This is a genomic window from Enterobacter cloacae complex sp. 677-3DZ2D5B (genome assembly GCF_004136695.1).
Lineage (GTDB): Bacteria > Pseudomonadota > Gammaproteobacteria > Enterobacterales > Enterobacteriaceae > Enterobacter > Enterobacter hormaechei_C.
On record NZ_QFLS01000002.1, the window covers coordinates 148,826 to 167,851 of the forward strand.

At 53.7% G+C, this 19,026-nt stretch carries 11 protein-coding genes, 1 other RNA gene and 4 pseudogenes; 9 read left to right on the top strand and 7 right to left on the bottom strand.

Annotated elements, in window-relative coordinates; genetic code table 11:
• Positions 1 to 355: 355 nt before the first annotated feature.
• The 9 genes from garL (at position 356) to pflB (ending at position 11,219) form a co-directional block, all read left to right on the top strand.
• The gene (gene garL, locus DD597_RS05155; protein ID WP_045332928.1) at positions 356 to 1,126 is read left to right on the top strand and encodes a 2-dehydro-3-deoxyglucarate aldolase; all 771 of its coding nucleotides are present in this window, start codon (positions 356 to 358) and stop codon (positions 1,124 to 1,126) included.
• A gap of 21 nt (positions 1,127 to 1,147) precedes the next feature.
• Positions 1,148 to 2,038, top strand: coding sequence for a 2-hydroxy-3-oxopropionate reductase (gene garR / locus DD597_RS05160; protein ID WP_032660438.1), 891 nt, complete (start codon positions 1,148 to 1,150; stop codon positions 2,036 to 2,038).
• A gap of 56 nt (positions 2,039 to 2,094) precedes the next feature.
• On the top strand, positions 2,095 to 3,240 hold the full coding sequence (gene garK, locus DD597_RS05165) for a glycerate 2-kinase (protein WP_045897635.1): 1,146 nt from the start codon (positions 2,095 to 2,097) through the stop codon (positions 3,238 to 3,240).
• A gap of 32 nt (positions 3,241 to 3,272) precedes the next feature.
• Positions 3,273 to 3,649, top strand: an RNA gene (gene rnpB, locus DD597_RS05170) — RNase P RNA component class A.
• Positions 3,650 to 4,321: 672 nt separating this feature from the next.
• A complete protein-coding gene (gene tdcA, locus DD597_RS05175; protein ID WP_003862670.1) occupies positions 4,322 to 5,242 on the top strand; it encodes a transcriptional regulator TdcA in 921 nt (306 codons plus the stop codon).
• A 96-nt stretch (positions 5,243 to 5,338) separates the two neighbouring features.
• Positions 5,339 to 6,328: a bifunctional threonine ammonia-lyase/L-serine ammonia-lyase TdcB gene (gene tdcB / locus DD597_RS05180; RefSeq protein WP_022651901.1), complete on the top strand. Its 990-nt coding sequence runs from the start codon at positions 5,339 to 5,341 to the stop codon at positions 6,326 to 6,328.
• Positions 6,329 to 6,338: 10 nt separating this feature from the next.
• Positions 6,339 to 7,670: a threonine/serine transporter TdcC gene (gene tdcC / locus DD597_RS05185; RefSeq protein WP_129255990.1), complete on the top strand. Its 1,332-nt coding sequence runs from the start codon at positions 6,339 to 6,341 to the stop codon at positions 7,668 to 7,670.
• Positions 7,671 to 7,700: 30 nt separating this feature from the next.
• On the top strand, positions 7,701 to 8,909 hold the full coding sequence (tdcD, locus tag DD597_RS05190) for a propionate kinase (RefSeq protein ID WP_129255994.1): 1,209 nt from the start codon (positions 7,701 to 7,703) through the stop codon (positions 8,907 to 8,909).
• A 15-nt stretch (positions 8,910 to 8,924) separates the two neighbouring features.
• Positions 8,925 to 11,219 (top strand): formate C-acetyltransferase, encoded by a 2,295-nt coding sequence (gene pflB / locus DD597_RS05195; RefSeq protein ID WP_129255991.1) that lies wholly within the window; start codon positions 8,925 to 8,927, stop codon positions 11,217 to 11,219.
• Positions 11,220 to 11,307: 88 nt separating this feature from the next.
• On the opposite strand, the pseudogene DD597_RS05200 reads toward pflB, so the two are convergent.
• The 7 genes and pseudogenes from DD597_RS05200 to DD597_RS05230 all read right to left on the bottom strand — a co-directional run.
• Positions 11,308 to 12,235 (bottom strand): annotated as a pseudogene (locus DD597_RS05200) (DUF3396 domain-containing protein); the annotation flags it as partial.
• Positions 12,236 to 12,244: 9 nt separating this feature from the next.
• Positions 12,245 to 12,504, bottom strand: a pseudogene (locus DD597_RS05205) (VRR-NUC domain-containing protein); the annotation flags it as partial.
• Positions 12,504 to 13,004 (bottom strand): annotated as a pseudogene (locus DD597_RS05210) (contractile injection system protein, VgrG/Pvc8 family); the annotation flags it as partial. The pseudogenes DD597_RS05205 and DD597_RS05210, both read right to left, overlap by 1 nt.
• Positions 12,997 to 13,185: pseudogene (locus DD597_RS25100) on the bottom strand (type VI secretion lipoprotein TssJ); the annotation flags it as partial. The pseudogenes DD597_RS25100 and DD597_RS05210, both read right to left, overlap by 8 nt.
• 62 nt (positions 13,186 to 13,247) lie before the next feature.
• On the bottom strand, positions 13,248 to 14,429 hold the full coding sequence (locus DD597_RS05220; protein WP_165298103.1) for a T6SS immunity protein Tli4 family protein: 1,182 nt from the start codon (positions 14,427 to 14,429) through the stop codon (positions 13,248 to 13,250).
• A gap of 2 nt (positions 14,430 to 14,431) precedes the next feature.
• Positions 14,432 to 16,849 (bottom strand): phospholipase D-like domain-containing protein, encoded by a 2,418-nt coding sequence (locus tag DD597_RS05225; RefSeq protein WP_129255992.1) that lies wholly within the window; start codon positions 16,847 to 16,849, stop codon positions 14,432 to 14,434.
• Position 16,850: 1 nt separating this feature from the next.
• Positions 16,851 to 19,026, bottom strand: a 2,176-nt coding sequence (locus DD597_RS05230) for a type VI secretion system Vgr family protein (protein WP_165298106.1), incomplete at its 5' end; no start/stop codon positions are given.

Here is a 19,026-nt window from a genome sequence, read left to right on the forward strand (position 1 = left end):
TCCAGCAAAATATCTGATACTAAATATAGCCAGATGGTTAATCGTTTCTTATTGAGGAAATAAAGAATGTCAGGAGAGGAAAAGTGAGAATGTGATCGCGATCGCTCCCGAAACACTAATCGTTGATTCTGTGCATCAGCGCCCACTGCATTGGGCAAATGCTCAAAATAGCGTGTTACTCCCGCTGGATAATTGAGCATTGAGACAATGTGCTGCCGGGTGGTGACGATTATACTGAATGACGATTTTATAACGCCAAAATTCAGTCAGGAAAATAAATATAACGCTGACGCTGAGTCGGAATAAATAAGAAAAGTTACTGGCTAAAACTGCGGAATTAAAAAAGGTATAAGTAATGAGTAACGACATCTTCCCGAATAAATTTAAAGCGGCCCTCGCGGCGCACCAGATTCAGATTGGCTGCTGGTCTGCGCTGGCCAACCCCATCAGCACCGAAGTGCTGGGCCTGGCCGGGTTCGACTGGCTGGTGCTGGACGGCGAACATGCGCCAAACGATATCAACACGTTTATTCCGCAGCTGATGGCGCTGAAAGGCAGCCACAGCGCGCCGGTGGTGCGTGTGCCCACCAACGAGCCGGTGATCATCAAGCGTCTGCTGGATATCGGCTTCTACAACTTTCTGATCCCGTTTGTTGAAACGGAAGAAGAAGCGGTGCTGGCCGTGGCGGCGACCCGCTATCCACCGGAAGGGATCCGCGGCGTGTCCGTCTCGCACCGCGCCAACATGTTTGGCACCGTGCCGGACTATTTCTCCCAGTCCAACAAGAACATCACCATTCTGGTTCAGATCGAGAGCCAGCAGGGGGTCGATAACGTCGACGCTATTGCCGCGACGGAGGGCGTCGACGGCATTTTCGTCGGCCCGAGCGATCTGGCGGCCGCCTTTGGTCATCTGGGTAACGCCAGCCATCCGGATGTGCAGCGCGCAATTCAGCACATTTTTGCCCGTGCCAAAGCGCACGGTAAACCGTGCGGCATTCTGGCGCCAGTGGAAGCCGATGCCCGCCGTTACCTGGAATGGGGCGCAACGTTTGTCGCCGTCGGCAGCGATCTCGGCGTATTCCGCGCCGCCACGCAGAAATTAGCGGACGCTTTTAAAAAATAACCATCATTGAGGAAACAGATTATGACGCTGAAAGTGGGTTTTATTGGCCTGGGTATCATGGGCAAACCAATGAGCAAAAACCTCATCAAAGCAGGTTACTCACTGGTGGTTTTAGATCGTAATTCAGACGCGGTGGCAGAGGTGATTGCGGCTGGCGCAGAAACGGCGACAACCGCAAAAGCAATTGCTGAGCAGTGCGACGTGATTATCACCATGCTGCCAAACTCCCCGCACGTGAAAGAGGTGGCGCTGGGTGAGAACGGCATTATCGATGGCGCGAAGCCGGGTCTGGTGGTGATCGACATGAGTTCTATCGCACCGCTGGCAAGCCGCGAAATCAGCGAGGAGCTGAAAGCGAAGGGCGTGGAGATGCTGGATGCGCCGGTCAGCGGCGGCGAACCGAAAGCCATCGACGGCACCCTGTCGGTGATGGTAGGGGGCGATAAAGCCGTGTTCGACAAATACTACGACCTGATGAAAGCCATGGCTGGCTCCGTGGTGCACACCGGTGAAATTGGCGCAGGCAACGTCACCAAGCTGGCAAACCAGGTGATTGTGGCGTTGAACATCGCGGCTATGTCGGAGGCGCTAACGCTGGCCACCAAAGCGGGCGTTAATCCGGATCTGGTCTATCAGGCCATTCGCGGTGGTCTTGCGGGCAGCACCGTGCTGGATGCCAAGGCGCCGATGGTGATGGATCGTAACTTCAGGCCGGGCTTCCGCATCGATCTGCACATTAAGGATCTGGCGAATGCGCTGGATACCTCCCACGGCGTGGGGGCGCAGCTGCCGCTGACTGCCGCCGTCATGGAGATGATGCAGGCGCTGCGTGCGGATGGTCTGGGCACCGCCGATCATAGCGCGTTAGCGTGCTATTACGAAAAGCTGGCGAAGGTTGAAATTGCTCGCTAATGACGTCCCGCCCGGTGGCGTTACGCTTACCGGGCCTACGGCTCAGGCATACAACTATGAAAATCGTAATCGCGCCAGACTCTTATAAAGAAAGCCTGTCTGCCACTGAGGTGGCGCAGGCGATAGAAAAAGGATTTCGGGAAATTTTCCCCTACGCTCATTACGTGTCTGTTCCCGTTGCTGACGGCGGAGAAGGTACGGTTGAAGCGATGATCGCCGCTACGCAGGGCACCTGGCAGCAGGCTGTCGTCACCGGCCCGTTAGGGGAAAAGGTGAAGGCCAGCTGGGGGATCTCGGGCGACGGTACCACCGCGTTTATCGAGATGGCCGCCGCCAGCGGCCTGGTGCTTGTTCCTCCCGCGCAGCGTAACCCGCTGGTCACGACGTCGCGCGGGACGGGGGAGCTGATCCTCCGCGCGCTGGATAAAGGCGCGCGCAACATCATTATCGGTATCGGCGGGAGCGCAACCAACGATGGGGGCGCAGGCATGATGCAGGCGCTGGGCGCGAAGTTTACGGATGCGAACGGGACGGAGATCGGCTACGGCGGCGGCAGCCTGATGGCGCTTAACCGGATTGATATTTCGGATCTCGATCCGCGTCTTCAGGGGTGCGCAATCCGTGTCGCCTGTGACGTGACGAATCCGCTGGTCGGTGAAAGCGGCGCGTCGCGTATCTTTGGACCGCAAAAAGGCGCCACGGAGGAGATGATCCTCGAACTCGACGCCAGTCTTAGCCACTATGCCGAAGTGATCAAAAAAACGCTGCGCATTGACGTCAACCGGGTTCCGGGGGCTGGCGCCGCGGGCGGCATGGGCGCGGCGCTGATGGCCTTCCTGGGCGCAGAGCTGAAAAGCGGCATTGAGATTGTCACTCAGGCGCTCAATCTTGAAGAACATATTCACGACTGCACGTGGGTGCTGACGGGGGAAGGGCGCATCGACAGCCAGAGCATAAATGGCAAAGTGCCCGTCGGCGTGGCGAGCGTCGCCAAAAAATACCATAAGCCAGTTATAGGGATTGCCGGAAGTCTGACGCAGGATGTGGGTGTGGTGCATCAGTACGGCATCGATGCGGTGTTCAGCGTACTGACCCGCATCGGCTCACTGGAAGAGGCGTTCCAGGGCGCGTATGACAACATTTACCGCGCCTCGCGGAATATCGCGGCCACATTGCAGGTAGGCATGCGTAGCCAGGGGTGACAGCGACGCGCAAACCCTCTATACTGCGCGCCGAAGCTGACCAGACAGTCGCCGCTTCGTCGTCGTCCCTTTCGGGGGAGACGGGCGGAGGGGAGGAAAGTCCGGGCTCCACAGGGCAGGGTGCCAGGTAACGCCTGGGGGGGAAACCCACGACCAGTGCAACAGAGAGCAAACCGCCGATGGCCCGCGCAAGCGGGATCAGGTAAGGGTGAAAGGGTGCGGTAAGAGCGCACCGCGCGGCTGGTAACAGTCCGTGGCACGGTAAACTCCACCCGGAGCAAGGCCAAATAGGGGTTCACATGGTACGGCCCGTACTGAACCCGGGTAGGCTGCTTGAGCCAGTGAGCGATTGCTGGCCTAGATGAATGACTGTCCACGACAGAACCCGGCTTATCGGTCAGCTTCAACTTCTTACGAAACCCCGCTTCGGCGGGGTTTTTGCTTTCTGAAGGTTGCAGGTCGGGTAAGCGAAGCGCCAAACGACATCAATTCTCAATTTTGCGACGCTAAGCACGTTTCACTATTTGTTCGGCTGCGTGTTCCTCTCATCTGCTGCGCATGATCGTAATCACAAAATTTAACGCTATAAAATTAGAAAAATTTAGTGTTGAGCAGATGTTGTAAATGTTTAGTCAGTGATGCCGAATGTTATTCATTTGATAATTTAATATTGAATCTAAAAACATTCTTCTGGTGAATGTGTGATATATCCCACTCTTTAACCGGAAAGTGAATAAATACTCCTGGTAAAGTTGATAAACCACAAAAATGTTTTAAAGGAATAATGGTGTTTTATTAATCTTTAATTGCCTGAAAGATAGCCTTTATTAATATTTTTAAGGCAAAAAAATTCACGCTGGTTATTGCCATAAAATAAATTTATTACCGCGTTTTTTATTGATCAATGTCAGCGTAAATGCGTATTTTTATTGTGATAAATCTTTGATTTATAAAGATATAAATAGTTTTCTGGTGCGACTGAAAACAGAGCGTCCTGGCAAATTGTGAGTAACAGCACATACCCCCTGAAACAATATTGGGTAGAATCCGCTGCGTCATAGGGAAATAAGCGCAGAATATTATGAATACTATTATTCTACCGAAAACTCAGCACCTCGTGGTATTTCAGGAAGTCATCAAAAGTGGCTCCATAGGTTCTGCTGCAAGACAACTGGGGCTGACGCAACCTGCCGTCAGCAAAATCATCAGCGACATCGAATCTTACTTTGGGGTGGAAGTGATGGTGCGTAAAAACACCGGCGTAAAACTCACTGCTGCCGGTCAGGTGCTGCTGTCCTACGCTGAGTCGATCACCCGCGAAATGAAAAACATGGTAAGCGAGATCAACAGCCTCAGTTTCAGTACCGTCATGGACGTCTCCTTCGGCTATCCGTCGCTGATTGGCTTCACCTTCCTGTCCGGGATGATCAAAAAATTCAAGGAAGTGTTCCCGAAGGCACGCGTCTCAATGTATGAAGCGCAGCTCTCTTCATTCCTGCCCGCCATTCGCGATGGCCGGCTGGATTTCGCCATCGGTACGCTGAGCGACGGGATGCAGCTTCAGGATCTTCACGTTGAGCCACTGTTTGAATCCGAGTTTGTGCTGGTGGCGAGTAAATCACGAACGTGCACCGGCCCGACCAGACTGGCATCGCTCACGCACGAGCAGTGGGTGATGCCGCAAACCGATATGGGCTACTACAACGAACTTCTGACCACCCTGCAAGACAACCACATCAGCATTGAAAACATCGTCCAGACCGATTCCGTCGTCACCATCTATAACCTTGTCCTCAATGCCGATTACCTGACGGTGATCCCCCGTGACATGATTGCGCCATTCGGCTCGGACCAGTTCATTGTCCTGCCGGTGGAAGATGAATTACCCGTGGCGCGTTATGCCGCCGTGTGGTCAAAAAATTACAGTATTAAAAAATCGGCGTCAGTATTAGTTGAACTGGCAAAACAATATTCGTCGATGAATACCGAAAAACGACGATAGAAATAATGATGATTTAAAACACCCGGAGCGACGCTTTTTAACGCTCTGTTACCCTGACCTTGCCTGAAAACAATGAATTATTATAACGAGGATATTATGCACATTACTTACGATCTCCCGGTGACCATTGAAGATATTCAGGACGCCAGAAAAAGGCTGGCGGGAAAGATCTATAAAACCGGTATGCCGCGCTCAAATTATCTGAGCGAACGGTGTAAGGGTGAGATATTCCTGAAATTTGAAAATATGCAGCGTACCGGTTCGTTTAAAATACGTGGGGCGTTTAATAAATTAAGCTCACTGACCGATGCGGAAAAACGCAAGGGCGTGGTGGCCTGTTCCGCAGGGAACCACGCGCAGGGGGTCTCTCTCTCCTGCGCCATGCTCGGCATCGACGGCAAAGTAGTGATGCCGATGGGCGCGCCGAAATCCAAGGTTGCCGCCACGCGCGACTACTCTGCCGAAGTGGTGCTACACGGCGAGAACTTTAACGACACCATCGCCAAAGTGAGCGAAATCGTCGAGATGGAAGGGCGCATTTTTATCCCGCCTTACGACGATCCGAAAGTGATCGCCGGTCAGGGCACCATCGGCCTGGAAATCCTCGAAGATTTATATGACGTGGATAACGTGATTGTCCCCATCGGCGGCGGCGGTTTAATTGCCGGTATTGCGACAGCAATTAAATCCATCAACCCAACTATCAATATTATCGGCGTGCAGTCTGAAAACGTGCACGGAATGGCGGCATCGTATCAGGCCGGTGAAATAACGAACCACCGCATTACCGGCACATTAGCAGACGGTTGCGATGTGTCTCGCCCGGGTAATTTAACCTTCGAAATTGTTCGTGAATTAGTCGATGACATTGTGCTGGTCAGCGAAGACGAGATTCGCAACAGCATGATCGCGCTTATTCAGCGAAATAAAGTGGTCACGGAAGGTGCTGGCGCACTGGCGTGCGCGGCGTTATTAAGCGGCAAGCTGGACCACTATATCCAGGGCCGTAAAACCGTCTGCATTATTTCCGGCGGCAATATCGATCTCTCCCGTGTTTCCCAAATTACCGGCTTCGTTGACGCATAAAGGATGACTTATGAGCAACACAGAAAGCATTATCGTTGGCCAGACAAAAACGTCCTCCTGGCGTAAATCTGATACCACCTGGACGCTCGGCCTGTTTGGTACCGCCATTGGCGCAGGCGTGCTGTTCTTCCCTATCCGTGCAGGCTTTGGCGGCTTGATCCCCATCCTGCTGATGCTGGTACTCGCGTTCCCGATTGCCTTTTACTGCCACCGCGCGCTGGCGCGTCTGTGTTTGTCCGGCAGTAACGTCTCCGGCAACATCACCGAAACGGTGGAGGAGCATTTTGGTAAGACCGGCGGGGTGGTAATCACCTTCCTCTACTTCTTTGCCATTTGCCCGCTGCTGTGGATTTACGGCGTCACTATTACCAACACCTTTATGACCTTCTGGGAAAACCAGCTCCAGATGCCCGCCCTGAACCGCGGCGTGGTGGCGCTGTTCCTGCTGCTGCTGATGGCCTTTGTTATCTGGTTCGGTAAAGACCTGATGGTGAAAGTGATGAGCTACCTGGTGTTCCCGTTCATCGCCAGCCTGGTGTTGATTTCTCTCTCGCTGATCCCGTACTGGAACTCGGCGGTGATCGACCAGGTTAACCTGAGCGATATCGCCTTCACCGGTCATGACGGCATTCTGGTCACGGTGTGGCTGGGGATCTCCATCATGGTCTTCTCCTTCAACTTCTCGCCTATCGTCTCCTCGTTTGTGGTCTCCAAACGCGAAGAGTACGAACCAGAGTTCGGGAAAGAGTTTACCGAGCAGAAATGTTCCAAAATCATTGGTCGCGCCAGCCTGCTGATGGTGGCGGTGGTGATGTTCTTCGCCTTTAGCTGCCTGTTTACGCTCTCTCCGCAGAACATGGCGGACGCCAAAGCGCAGAACATTCCGGTGCTCTCTTACCTGGCGAACCACTTTGCCTCCATGTCCGGCACTAAATCGACGTTCGCGACGGTACTGGAATATGGCGCTTCCATTATTGCCCTGGTCGCTATCTTCAAATCTTTCTTCGGTCATTACCTGGGCACGCTGGAAGGGCTGAATGGCCTGATCCTCAAGTTCGGCTACAAAGGCGATAAGAAGAAGGTCTCTGTCGGCAAACTGAACACCATCAGCATGGTGTTCATCATGGGCTCCACCTGGGTTGTCGCGTACGCCAACCCGAACATTCTCGACCTTATCGAAGCCATGGGCGCGCCAATCATCGCCTCTCTGCTGTGCCTGCTGCCGATGTACGCCATCCGCAAAGCGCCGGCCATGGCGAAATATAAGGGCAAACCCGAGAACATCTTCGTCACGGTTGTGGGCCTGCTGACCATTCTGAATATCGTTTACAAACTGTTCTAACCCATTGCTCAGGAAGAGCGGAGTCACATGATGATTGAGTTTCCGGTTGTACTGGTAATTAACTGCGGTTCGTCCTCTGTTAAGTTTTCGGTGCTCGATGCCAGCAGCTGCGACGCCCTGATGACGGGCATTGCAGACGGCATCAACACGGATAAAGCCTTTATTTCCGTGAACGGGGGTGAGCCAGCCAGACTGGCTCACCAGGACTACGAAGGGGCGCTGGCTGCCATCGCCCTGGAGCTGGAGAAGCGTGACCTGATGAGCAGCGTGGCCTTAATTGGCCACCGCATTGCGCACGGCGGTGACCTCTTCAGCGAGTCGACCCTGATTACGGAAGAGGTGATTGAGCAGATCCGCCAGGTCTCCCCGCTGGCGCCGCTGCATAACTACGCCAACCTGAGCGGCGTGGAAGCCGCAGAGCGCCTGTTTCCGGGCGTGCAGCAGGTCGCGGTATTTGATACCAGCTTTCACCAGACGCTGCCGCCGCAGGCGTACCTGTACGGTTTGCCGTACCGCTATTTTGAAGCGCTGGGCGTGCGCCGCTACGGCTTCCACGGCACCTCTCACCGCTACGTAGCCGCGCAGGCGCATTCGCTCCTCGGGCTGTCCCCCGATGACAGCGGCCTGGTGGTTGCCCACCTCGGCAACGGAGCGTCCATCTGCGCGGTACGCAACGGCCAAAGCGTGGATACCTCGATGGGGATGACCCCCCTGGAAGGACTGATGATGGGTACGCGTTGCGGCGACGTGGATTTTGGCGCGATGGCGTGGATTGCCCAGCAGACCGGTCAGTCGTTTGAGGATCTGGAGCGCGTGGTCAACAAAGAGTCCGGGTTGCTGGGGATCTCCGGCATCTCCTCCGATTTACGGGCGCTGGAGAAAGCCTGGCACGCCGGTAATGAGCGGGCGCAGCTGGCTATCCAGACCTTCGTTCACCGTATAGCGCGACATATCGCCGGGCACGCGGCGTCGCTGCACCGCCTCGATGGGGTGGTCTTTACCGGCGGCATCGGCGAAAACTCAACGCTTGTCCGCGCGCTGGTGGCGGAACATCTGAAAGTGTTCGGCATCCGCCTCGACGACGCCAAAAATGCCCTGCCGGGCAGCGCGGCTGAGCGCGTCATCAGCACCGATTCGTCCCGCGTGGTCTGCGCGGTGATCCCTACCAACGAAGAAAAAATGATCGCGCTGGACGCTCTCCGTCTTGGGAAGGTTACCCCGGCTGCGGCTTACGCCTGATAAAGCGAGAACCTGATGAAAGTAACAATCGAAACGGGCGTCGCGCCCTACAGCGACGCATGGGCCGGGTTTCGCGGTGAAGAATGGAAAAACGCCGTCAACGTCCGCGATTTTATTCAGCATAACTACACCCCTTATGAAGGCGATGAAGCTTTCCTCGCGCAGGCGACGCCAGCAACGACGGCGCTGTGGCAGAAGGTGATGGTCGGCATTCGTCAGGAGAATGCCACCCACGCCCCGGTGGATTTTGACACCAACATTGCCACCACCATTACGGCCCACGGGCCGGGCTACATCGACCAGGATCTGGAGACGATCGTCGGCCTGCAAACCGACAAGCCGCTCAAGCGCGCCCTGCATCCGTACGGCGGGATCAACATGATCCGCAGCTCGTTCGAAGCCTACGGTCGCGAGATGGATCCGCAGTTTGAATATCTCTTCACAGACCTGCGCAAAACCCACAACCAGGGCGTGTTTGACGTTTACTCCCCGGAGATGATGCGCTGCCGCAAATCGGGGGTACTGACCGGTCTGCCGGACGGCTACGGGCGAGGACGCATCATCGGCGACTACCGCCGCGTGGCGCTGTACGGCATCAGCTATCTGGTGCGCGAGCGTGAACTTCAGTTCGCCGATCTCCAGGGGAAACTGGAGCGCGGAGAAGAACTGGAGGCCACGATCCGCCTGCGCGAGGAGCTGGCGGAGCATAAACGTGCGTTGCTCCAGATCCAGCAGATGGCGGCGAACTATGGCTTTGACATTTCACGTCCGGCGATGAATGCGCAGGAAGCGGTGCAGTGGGTCTACTTTGCCTACCTTGCCGCAGTGAAATCCCAGAACGGCGGGGCGATGTCGCTGGGGCGCACGGCCTCGTTCCTCGATATCTACATTGAACGCGACATGCAGGCTGGGCGGCTGAATGAGGTGCAGGCCCAGGAGCTGATCGACCACTTCATCATGAAGATCCGCATGGTGCGCTTCCTGCGCACGCCGGAGTTCGACACGCTCTTCTCCGGCGATCCGATCTGGGCCACGGAAGTGATTGGCGGCATGGGGCTGGACGGGCGCACGCTGGTGACTAAAAACAGCTTCCGCTACCTGCATACCCTGCACACCATGGGGCCTGCGCCGGAGCCAAACCTGACGATCCTCTGGTCCGAAAAACTGCCGATCGCGTTCAAGAAATACGCCGCACAGGTGTCGATCGTCACCTCCTCGCTGCAATACGAGAACGACGATCTGATGCGCACCGACTTCAACAGCGACGACTACGCCATTGCCTGCTGCGTCAGCCCGATGGTGATCGGCAAGCAGATGCAGTTCTTCGGCGCACGCGCCAACCTGGCGAAAACGCTGCTGTACGCAATCAACGGCGGGGTGGATGAGAAGCTGAAGATCCAGGTAGGGCCGAAAACCGAGCCGCTGCTGGATGAGGTACTGGATTACGACACCGTGATGGCGAGCCTCGATCACTTCATGGACTGGCTGGCGGTGCAGTACATCAGCGCGCTGAATCTCATTCACTACATGCATGATAAATACAGCTACGAAGCCTCGCTGATGGCGCTGCACGACCGGGACGTCTACCGCACCATGGCCTGCGGCATTGCCGGGCTGTCGGTGGCGGCGGATTCCCTGTCGGCCATCAAGTACGCCACGGTAAAACCGGTGCGCGACCACACTGGTCTGGCGGTCGATTTCGTGATAGAAGGGGATTATCCGCAGTACGGCAACAACGATGACCGCGTGGACAGCATCGCCTGCGACCTGGTGGAACGCTTTATGAAGAAAATTCAGGCGCTGCCAACCTACCGCAACGCGGTACCGACCCAGTCGATCCTGACCATCACCTCAAACGTGGTTTACGGCCAGAAGACCGGCAACACGCCGGACGGACGTCGCGGCGGCACGCCGTTTGCGCCTGGCGCCAACCCGATGCACGGGCGCGACAGAAAAGGGGCGGTGGCGTCGTTAACCTCGGTCGCCAAGCTGCCGTTCACCTATGCCAAAGACGGGATTTCCTACACCTTCTCCATCGTGCCGCAGGCACTGGGCAAGGACGAGCCGGTGCGCAAAACCAACCTTGTCGGGCTGCTGGACGGATACTTCCACCACGAAGCGACCATTGAGGGCGGTCAGCACCTGAACGTCAACGTGATGAACAGGGAGATGCTGCTGGATGCCATCGCCCATCCGGAGAACTATCCGAACCTGACGATCCGCGTTTCAGGCTATGCGGTGCGATTTAATGCTCTGACGCGCGAGCAGCAGCAGGATGTGATTTCGAGGACGTTTACGCAGGCGATGTAAATAAGAAATAGGGTTGACAGCCCCCTTTGTTAAAAGGGGGCTTTTTTCATTCCAGCAGGGCGCTGGCCTCATCGAAGCGGGCAAATCACTTCATGGAGGATTCTTCATCAAACTGGTGGTTTTCGTATCCGGAATAGAAATGGAGCCCTTTATGGCCGTCATAACGAACCGGACGAATAATCTGGTTCACCTTTACCAGTAAGGGGGTAAGCCTTTGGTTCTCATCTCACCCAGACCCGGAGGAAGCTCACCGGCTTTCAGAATTACCCCGTTGTTATAAGAGAGCAGGCCGATTTCCGGTGTTTTCACCAGACGCCGCGCGACGGCGTCTTCCCCTCCGAGCTTTTCCAGCCATGGCGTGCCCAGAATGGTTTACCAGCAGGCACCTTTGAGGCCTTCGACCGCTTCCCCGCAGGGGTACCCAGCGAATCCACCATCACGCCGGAAAAACGCTGAGCCAGGGCATATTCATAAGGGAACATCTGTTCAAAGGCGTAGGGCAGAACGAACGACAGCTCAGCACAGCCGCTTTCCACTTCGAAGGTGTCGCACAGCCAAAGCAGCCAGTTTTCATACCGTTCCTTACCGTCCGGCTCTTTCAGCAGGGAAAGGGGGAAAGCGAGTTTTATGACTGAGCGATCATTTTCGTTATGGAATATTCGTTTCCCCATGATAAGAATTTCGTAAGCCGGTGCCAGATATGACTCAGTTGCAGAACTCAGTACCCAGTCAAAAATTTCCTCAGGCGTGGAGTTTAGAATAGCCTGCTTCTGTCTGGCATAATTGTTTTCGGTGATTCTGGTCCATTTCTTTACCGGCAGCGTTTTCCTGAGATACGGCTTAAATTCCCCGTAATAACGATCGACACACTCCACCATTTTTCGGCGAACCTCCGGCGTATGGCCGTTTTTAACGAACACGGTGATTATCAACCCGAGGTTCACCGCCGGGCTGCCGTACTTGTATTTTACCGATGCTTCCGGAAGCCACTTTTCGACCAGATCCTTTAACATCATCACTCCTTATTACGGGGCTACCGCCACGGTGGTTCCTGCGCCGAGGATCGCCGCCAGCGTCCCCCAGGCGCTTATCGCCAGGCGTACAATCAGTAAAAACGCGCCGATAATGGCTTCAGGAATGCCCAGCGCCCCACGCCGACCGCCACCAGAATAACCGCTATGGCGGTTGCCGCATCGGTCAGCACCTGTACCCAGTCCACCCGGTTTAACATCTCCAGCGTCATATCCGTCGCCTGCTGGATCTCCCGCCAGGCGGTGCGCATTTGTAGCGGTAGTGCTCACCCGTCGTCACCGCATTACTGCGTACGCTGACCGTCGCATCCATCGGCGTGGTGGCTGTCCGGTAGTTGTAATCCCGCGTGGCGACGGTGCCGGTGACAATCCTGTGCCAGGTGCGCACATCCCAGACGGATTCTGCTGCGCCGTCGAACAGACCCGACGGCTCGCGGTACGGCAGGCGCACATCAAAGTGATAGTTCAGCTGGCTGTCGGCAAAAATGTACGTATCCAGACCGCGCACATCATCCATCTCCGTACGCCAGTAAATCCCCACCTCTGACAGAATGCGCTGGATAAACTGTAAATCCGTCTCCCGCCACTGGGTTATCAGCTCCCGCGCCGGATAGCTGCGCTCCAGCCGGAATTCAAAATCAGGTCCCTCCAGCCCGTGTCTGCGCAGAACCTGCTCCACCACCTCCGGCACGGACTGGTTCTGAAATACGGCGCACTGCCGGGTGTATCCCAGCAGCGCCAGGCTGGAACTGAGCATCTTCATCCATGAGCATATTGAGCGTCACGCTGCCACCGGGCATCACCGGCAGTTCTTTTGACGCCAGCACCTCGTCCTTTAGGACCGTATCGGCCTAGCGCAGAAGTGTCTGGTAATTGGCGGCATCAACCACTTTACGCCCCCTGAGCTGCCAGACTCTCACCATCGTCGCCAGCGGCATTAATAGTAATGCGGGCGAAAATAAAGGGATAAATAATTGTGGAGGCAGTAAAAAATGAATTACCGCCTCTTAATAGAACTGACAATATGTTCTGCCAGTTTTTCCAACTCATCCTTGTCCATTGGCGGGTTACCTCTCGCCTGTCGACTGTCCTGCATCACGTAGAGTAATAAATCTGGCTTCAGATTTCTGGCTTGTCGATCTCCCTGTACATAAGCAACATAGCCGTAATTGAGTCCACCGTCTTTGTAGACAGATTTCACAAATGTACCAACCCCCTTACGTCCATCCATTTCTATTGAACGCCACTTTGGTTTTATCAGCTCTTTTGAAACTGCTGACCACTGGTATTGCCAGTTCCAGAGCCAGTTTACATAATCTTTTTCATTCAGGTCATCTTCTTTTCCCGCCTTTGGCTTCATCCCCAGATCCTGAAAAAATATGGTCACATCCGGGTGATTTTGAAGCCGGTATGTTATCCCAATATTACGAGGCTCATGACCGGAATCACCCGCGATAAAGCCGTAGGGAAGGCAAAACCCTTGCTCTGTTGGGACTTCGTATAACTTACGTGGTCTGAAACGATTTAGAAGAGAAAGAACTTCAGGTTCGGATTTCCGCACCTGCATCTCAGTAGTCTGGGATTTTTCTCCTGAATCTTTGGCATTCCTCCCCCAAAAATGATACAGGCGCTTTCCGCTATTTATGTAAACCGTATATCCTCTGTAGTCATAATTCACGAAAGCATTAGGATAATCTTTTAAGATGTATTCATGCTTCCTGTTAAACTCCGCCTTTGTTTCCATTGGCTTATTAAGTAACTTTAAATCACGCTCTTCATATTTCCTGGCAACTTCAATACCGAAATTTATACTATCAGCAACTCTTTCTTTATACGCAGAGAAATCAACCGGAGTTTTCTCTTCAGAGGAAACATCCAACTCATAATTACCGTAATAAAGCGAAGAAAATTGCGCTTGAATAGAATCTGCTTTTGCTCTGTTATATTTATCACCAAATGTTATACCATTACGTGCATATCGACTGGTAATAAAAAAGCCATTACCTTCTGGTTGTTCCTCCGGATTAGTAAATCCTTCTATAGGATATAATTCCACATCCAATCCATCAGGTAATTGCATCTGATAATAACTTACACACTCGCTATTCCATTTCTGGGAAAATGTCACAGGTGAAACAAGAAAACCACCCCATAAAATTAACAATGGAAATTTTTTCATAACTAGCTTTCCTGTGAATCCCTTATATTATCTTTATTTGCAATTTGAACTTCATCATCTGCCTGTATAGAATTACTGGCAATCAACCGCGTATTATAAGGAATTAAGTTGTTTTCACCTTCCGACCAGTAAATAGGAAGTGCAGTTATAAAGCCTTTTATATTATTTAAATTGTAATTATATAATGAATATTCTTTCCAAAACGAAAAAGAAAACGGCATACTACCTTCGTTAGAAAGGACGTCTCGTGAATTAGCTGCTGCTACAGGCCATAACGATGCCCTCATCTTTACTCCCTGCTCGCTATTTTCTTTCCTGTAATTGCCATCATCAGATTCATCTTTTATGAAATCATTTCGTGGGATAAAATTAAATACACTCTCATAAATTATTGCGTTTTCCCTCGCCAGAGCCTGAATCTTCTCCCAACTGGCTTTTAGTGCTGGCTTATCCAGCGCTTCTGCACATTCCCCAGCCGCACTCCCCAGCCATTTACGCCACGCCTTTTGCCGCAACTTACGAGCAAAATTACGGTAGGGAACTGTAGTTCCACTGCCATCCAGATCGGTATAGCCATGTTCAGTATCCGATATCAGTACCGCCAGCTCAGAGTCCCTGTCACCCAACAGACTTCTGTCATTAATATTCGCGCTCCCCACCAGCACATAGCGGTCGTCCACAATCGTCAGTTTACTGTGTACATAAATCTGCTCTGTCACCGCCATTCCGTTTAGTTCATCATGGTCACGCAGATTTAATAACGTCACGTATTGATCGCATACTTCAAGTGGAATACTGGTATATTCCGTTCCACATAGCTCTTCTAGTTTCTCTATTTTCCTGCTCCATTCTTTGCGGGGTACCGCCTGCACTTCAAGTTGTTGCTTCACCCACAAACTACGGCGGATGCGGTTCAGCAGACTGTGAGAACCAAATACCAGTGACTGCCGGGTCAGATGAATTTGCGCCACGATAGCCGGGTCATCAAGCCGCCCTTCCGGATATACAGGCAGTACGATATAGACATGAAACGGTTGCGCAACATGACTAAAAATCGCACGCTTAATTCTGTCCCCCAGCCATTCCGCTACCGGGTTTTGCGGCATTTCATCGTCCGGCAATAGCCGGGTTGCCCAAGCACTCAGGGTAGGGGTAATACTTTTTGCCACTGGACTCAAGGGTTCATTTTCACCAATAGATGATTTCTCAAATGCCGACACAAAAAACTGATTCTCTATATAAATATAATGCTCCGCCTTACTGATGAGCAGATGGAGACTGCGCAGGATATCATCCTGTTTCAGTCGCGCTTTCGGCGCAATTTCCGGCATATTTTTATGTTCATCAAGTCGCATACTCAATGAGGCACTGCGCAATACCTGTATCTGACAGCTTCCCTTTTTTATGGATGGTACTGCAGGGATATCAAGTTCAGGTACACGGGTCTGTAGAGGATTGTCAGGCCAGCGGTGTGAATAACTGTTCCAGCGCAGTACAAAGTTTCTGACCAGATCATCCACCGCAGGCCCCTCAATTTGTACCTGATAATCCTGCCAGGGCATCCGGGGTTGTATTGTCGGATCCAGATAAACGCTGTCCTTCGAACTCCCTTGAGACTGCCAGAGTTCATGTTTTAAAACTGTATCAATAATGTGCTGAACGCTGTCCGTCTGTCGTTTTTCCGCTCGTTTAAACTCACCCTGTAGCTGTTCCTGCGAATATTTCCCTACTGGAATAACATATTCGTTCATCGGGTCATAACCTGGACGATGAACAATGGGTGGAATACAGGAATTGTACATATTCATGCCCTGTCGTCCGTCTGCGTTTGCCTGCAGACCATAATGGTCATCATAGCGTCCATAGGCCAGGTCAATTCCGCCGACAAATGCCAGTTTTTCATCGACAATCACGCATTTCTGATGATGCGAAAACATCACTCCGGATTTAGAACCCGCACGCTGAACATAAAAAGCCTGTCGTCCGAGATGGGTATTCATCGCAGCAAATACCCGTTCCGTTGCCGCAGCATACGTCTCAACCTGCGCCGGGTTCTCCCACGGCATAATATAAACCTGTAAACCCGAAGTTGTCTGTACAGACTCCAGCAGGGTATCAACCAGCCGTATCCCCTCCGCCAGTTGGGCGTCCCAGTTCACCTGCCAGCCAGTAATAAAAATGCACTTTTTTGCCTGCTTAAAAGCTGCCAGAAGCGCAGAAAAATACTCCTTTCCACCAAGGAAAGCCTGCACGACATTGCCCTCTGTATACTCAGCAAAATTCTCTGACTGCCTTTCCGGACCACTGGTGTAATGTACCCAATGATTATGAGTAGCCGTTGCGGTGTAGCTTTCTTCACTTTTGTCATCAAAATAAACACTGCACCGGTTCATACCGTCGTCAAGTTTAAGCGATACCATTTTATTTACTCTCCCTGAGTGACTCTAGCATTACTCCGCTCACCTGCTGCTCGGTCTTTATACACTGTTTCAGTTTTTCGCCCGGAAGTATATTTCCGGAAATACGGTTAAAGATACGATGGAATCCCATCGTATCCTGCGCACAAAAATCTTTTACATCCTCATCAGTGGCAGCAGGAATCACATTGAAATAGAGACGGTGGGCCCGATGACCGACAACCAGCCATAACTGGTTTGCATATTGTTTCGCCAGTTCAGTTAGTTGATATTGCTGGTCTTCTGACTGTAATACTTGCCCCTCCGAATCAGATTGTCCATTCATCAGTACCTCATCCGTTGTAACGGCCTGCATATAAGAATCTGCCAGAACAATCTGCCATTTACAGCCAGGCTGAACTACCCCATTGATTCCTGGAGCGTCTGAAATACGGAGCACAGGTTTCAGCTTTGTCTTATCCTGTTCTTGTGGCTTGTCCTGTTCCTGCGAAGCTCCCGCTGGCGGGTTTGCAAGCCGGGAGGTAAACAGGTCGACCAGGGGCATTAAAGGCAAATTTAATGGCAATGAAGCTGGTCCGGTTTTCATCGTTCTTCTCACCCGGCGCAGGTAGGTCGCTGTCGTACCATACTCCACCTTCCCGGCCTCCAGCCGCAGGTAGCTCCCGCCCCCGATGAGCGTGATGCGCTTCTTGCCCGCAAACGTGATGTCACTCGCAGACGACAGGGTGAGCTTCTTTTCCGCGAACAGCTGCATTCTCCCGTTCTGCGCCTGCATCTCAACCGGGCCTTCACTGGCTTTCAGGCTCAGCTGGCCCGTTCTGGCAAACAGCCCGAGCTTTTCCCCCGACAGCGCCGTCATGTTGCCCATGACACCGGCACTGATATCCCCTCCGGCGTTAACGGCGACGTTTTTTGCCGCTGTCATCTGCATGTGCTCCCCGCTGGTCACGGCAACCCCTTCCGGGGCAGAGAACAGCAGGGTTTCGTTCAGCGGCTTCAGGCGCTGCTCAAACATCTGTATCTGGCTGTCGATATCCGCCTTCAGCGCCTGCGCCTGCTCTGCCGCCATCTCCAGCTGCTGAAGCTGTCGCAGGCAGACGTCGATTTCCCTGAGTGCCGTGCTCATCTCCAGCACCCCGCCTGCGGCCTTCTGCTGCCCGTCCGCGGTGACAAACAGCCCCTTTGCGACGCGAATAACGCCGTGCTCATCGGTCCGGAGTTCAAAGCCTTTACCCCGGGGCTGCTCCTGCGCGTCCACCAGATGCCCGCTGTTCAGCTGCGTTTTGCCGTACTCCGTGGCGAGCTTGATGTGCTCCTCCCCGCGCTTATCCTCCATCCGCAGCTTGTTGTTGGCGGGCGTGCGCAGCACGTTGCGGGTGTGGTTGTCGCGGGAGACAGGGTCCGGATGTTCAGAATCGTGCAGGACATATGCGATATACGGCAGGTCGATGTCGCCGTTGCTGTACGCTATCGACACTTCGGTCCCGTCGGTGAGCGGCGTATGCCAGCCGTACGTCTCTCCGGCATACGGCTTCGCCATCCGCAGCCACAGGTATGCGAATCCCTGTTCCGCATCGTTCCGGTCAAAGTCCAGCCTGACGCGGTAGCGGCCCTGGTCGTCCAGGTGGGCGTAGATATCGTTCTTTTCCCGGCTCTCAATGCGGGCGGGCAGGGTACCGTGGATTTCCGGGCGCGAAACTTCCCTCGGGCGGAAACAGTACCGTTCGGTGTAGGGCATGCCCCAGACCGACACGTGCAGGCGGGAATCACGGGCGCCCCGGAAGGTCACCAGCGTGAGGATGACCCCCTCTTTCAGGGCAGCAATGACATCGCCCTGCGGCTCCAGCACCTGACCAGGTGACAGTACGGAGGCGTTGCTGAACAGGTGGATACGGACTGATTTATTGAGTTCCCGCTCGTGATGAAGCCGGGCATAAAATGCGCCGGATTCGGTTTCCGGCTCCGGGTCGCTGTCGTCCCCTGCCGTGCGGTACGGCGCGGCGTAGCGGTAGTGCTCACCCGTCGTCACCGCATCACTGCGTACGCTGACCGTCGCATCCATCGGCGTGGTGGCTGTCCGGTAGTTGTAATCCCGTGTGGCGACGGTGCCGGTGACAATCCTGTGCCAGGTGCGCACATCCCAGACGGATTCTGCTGCGCCGTCGAACAGACCCGACGGC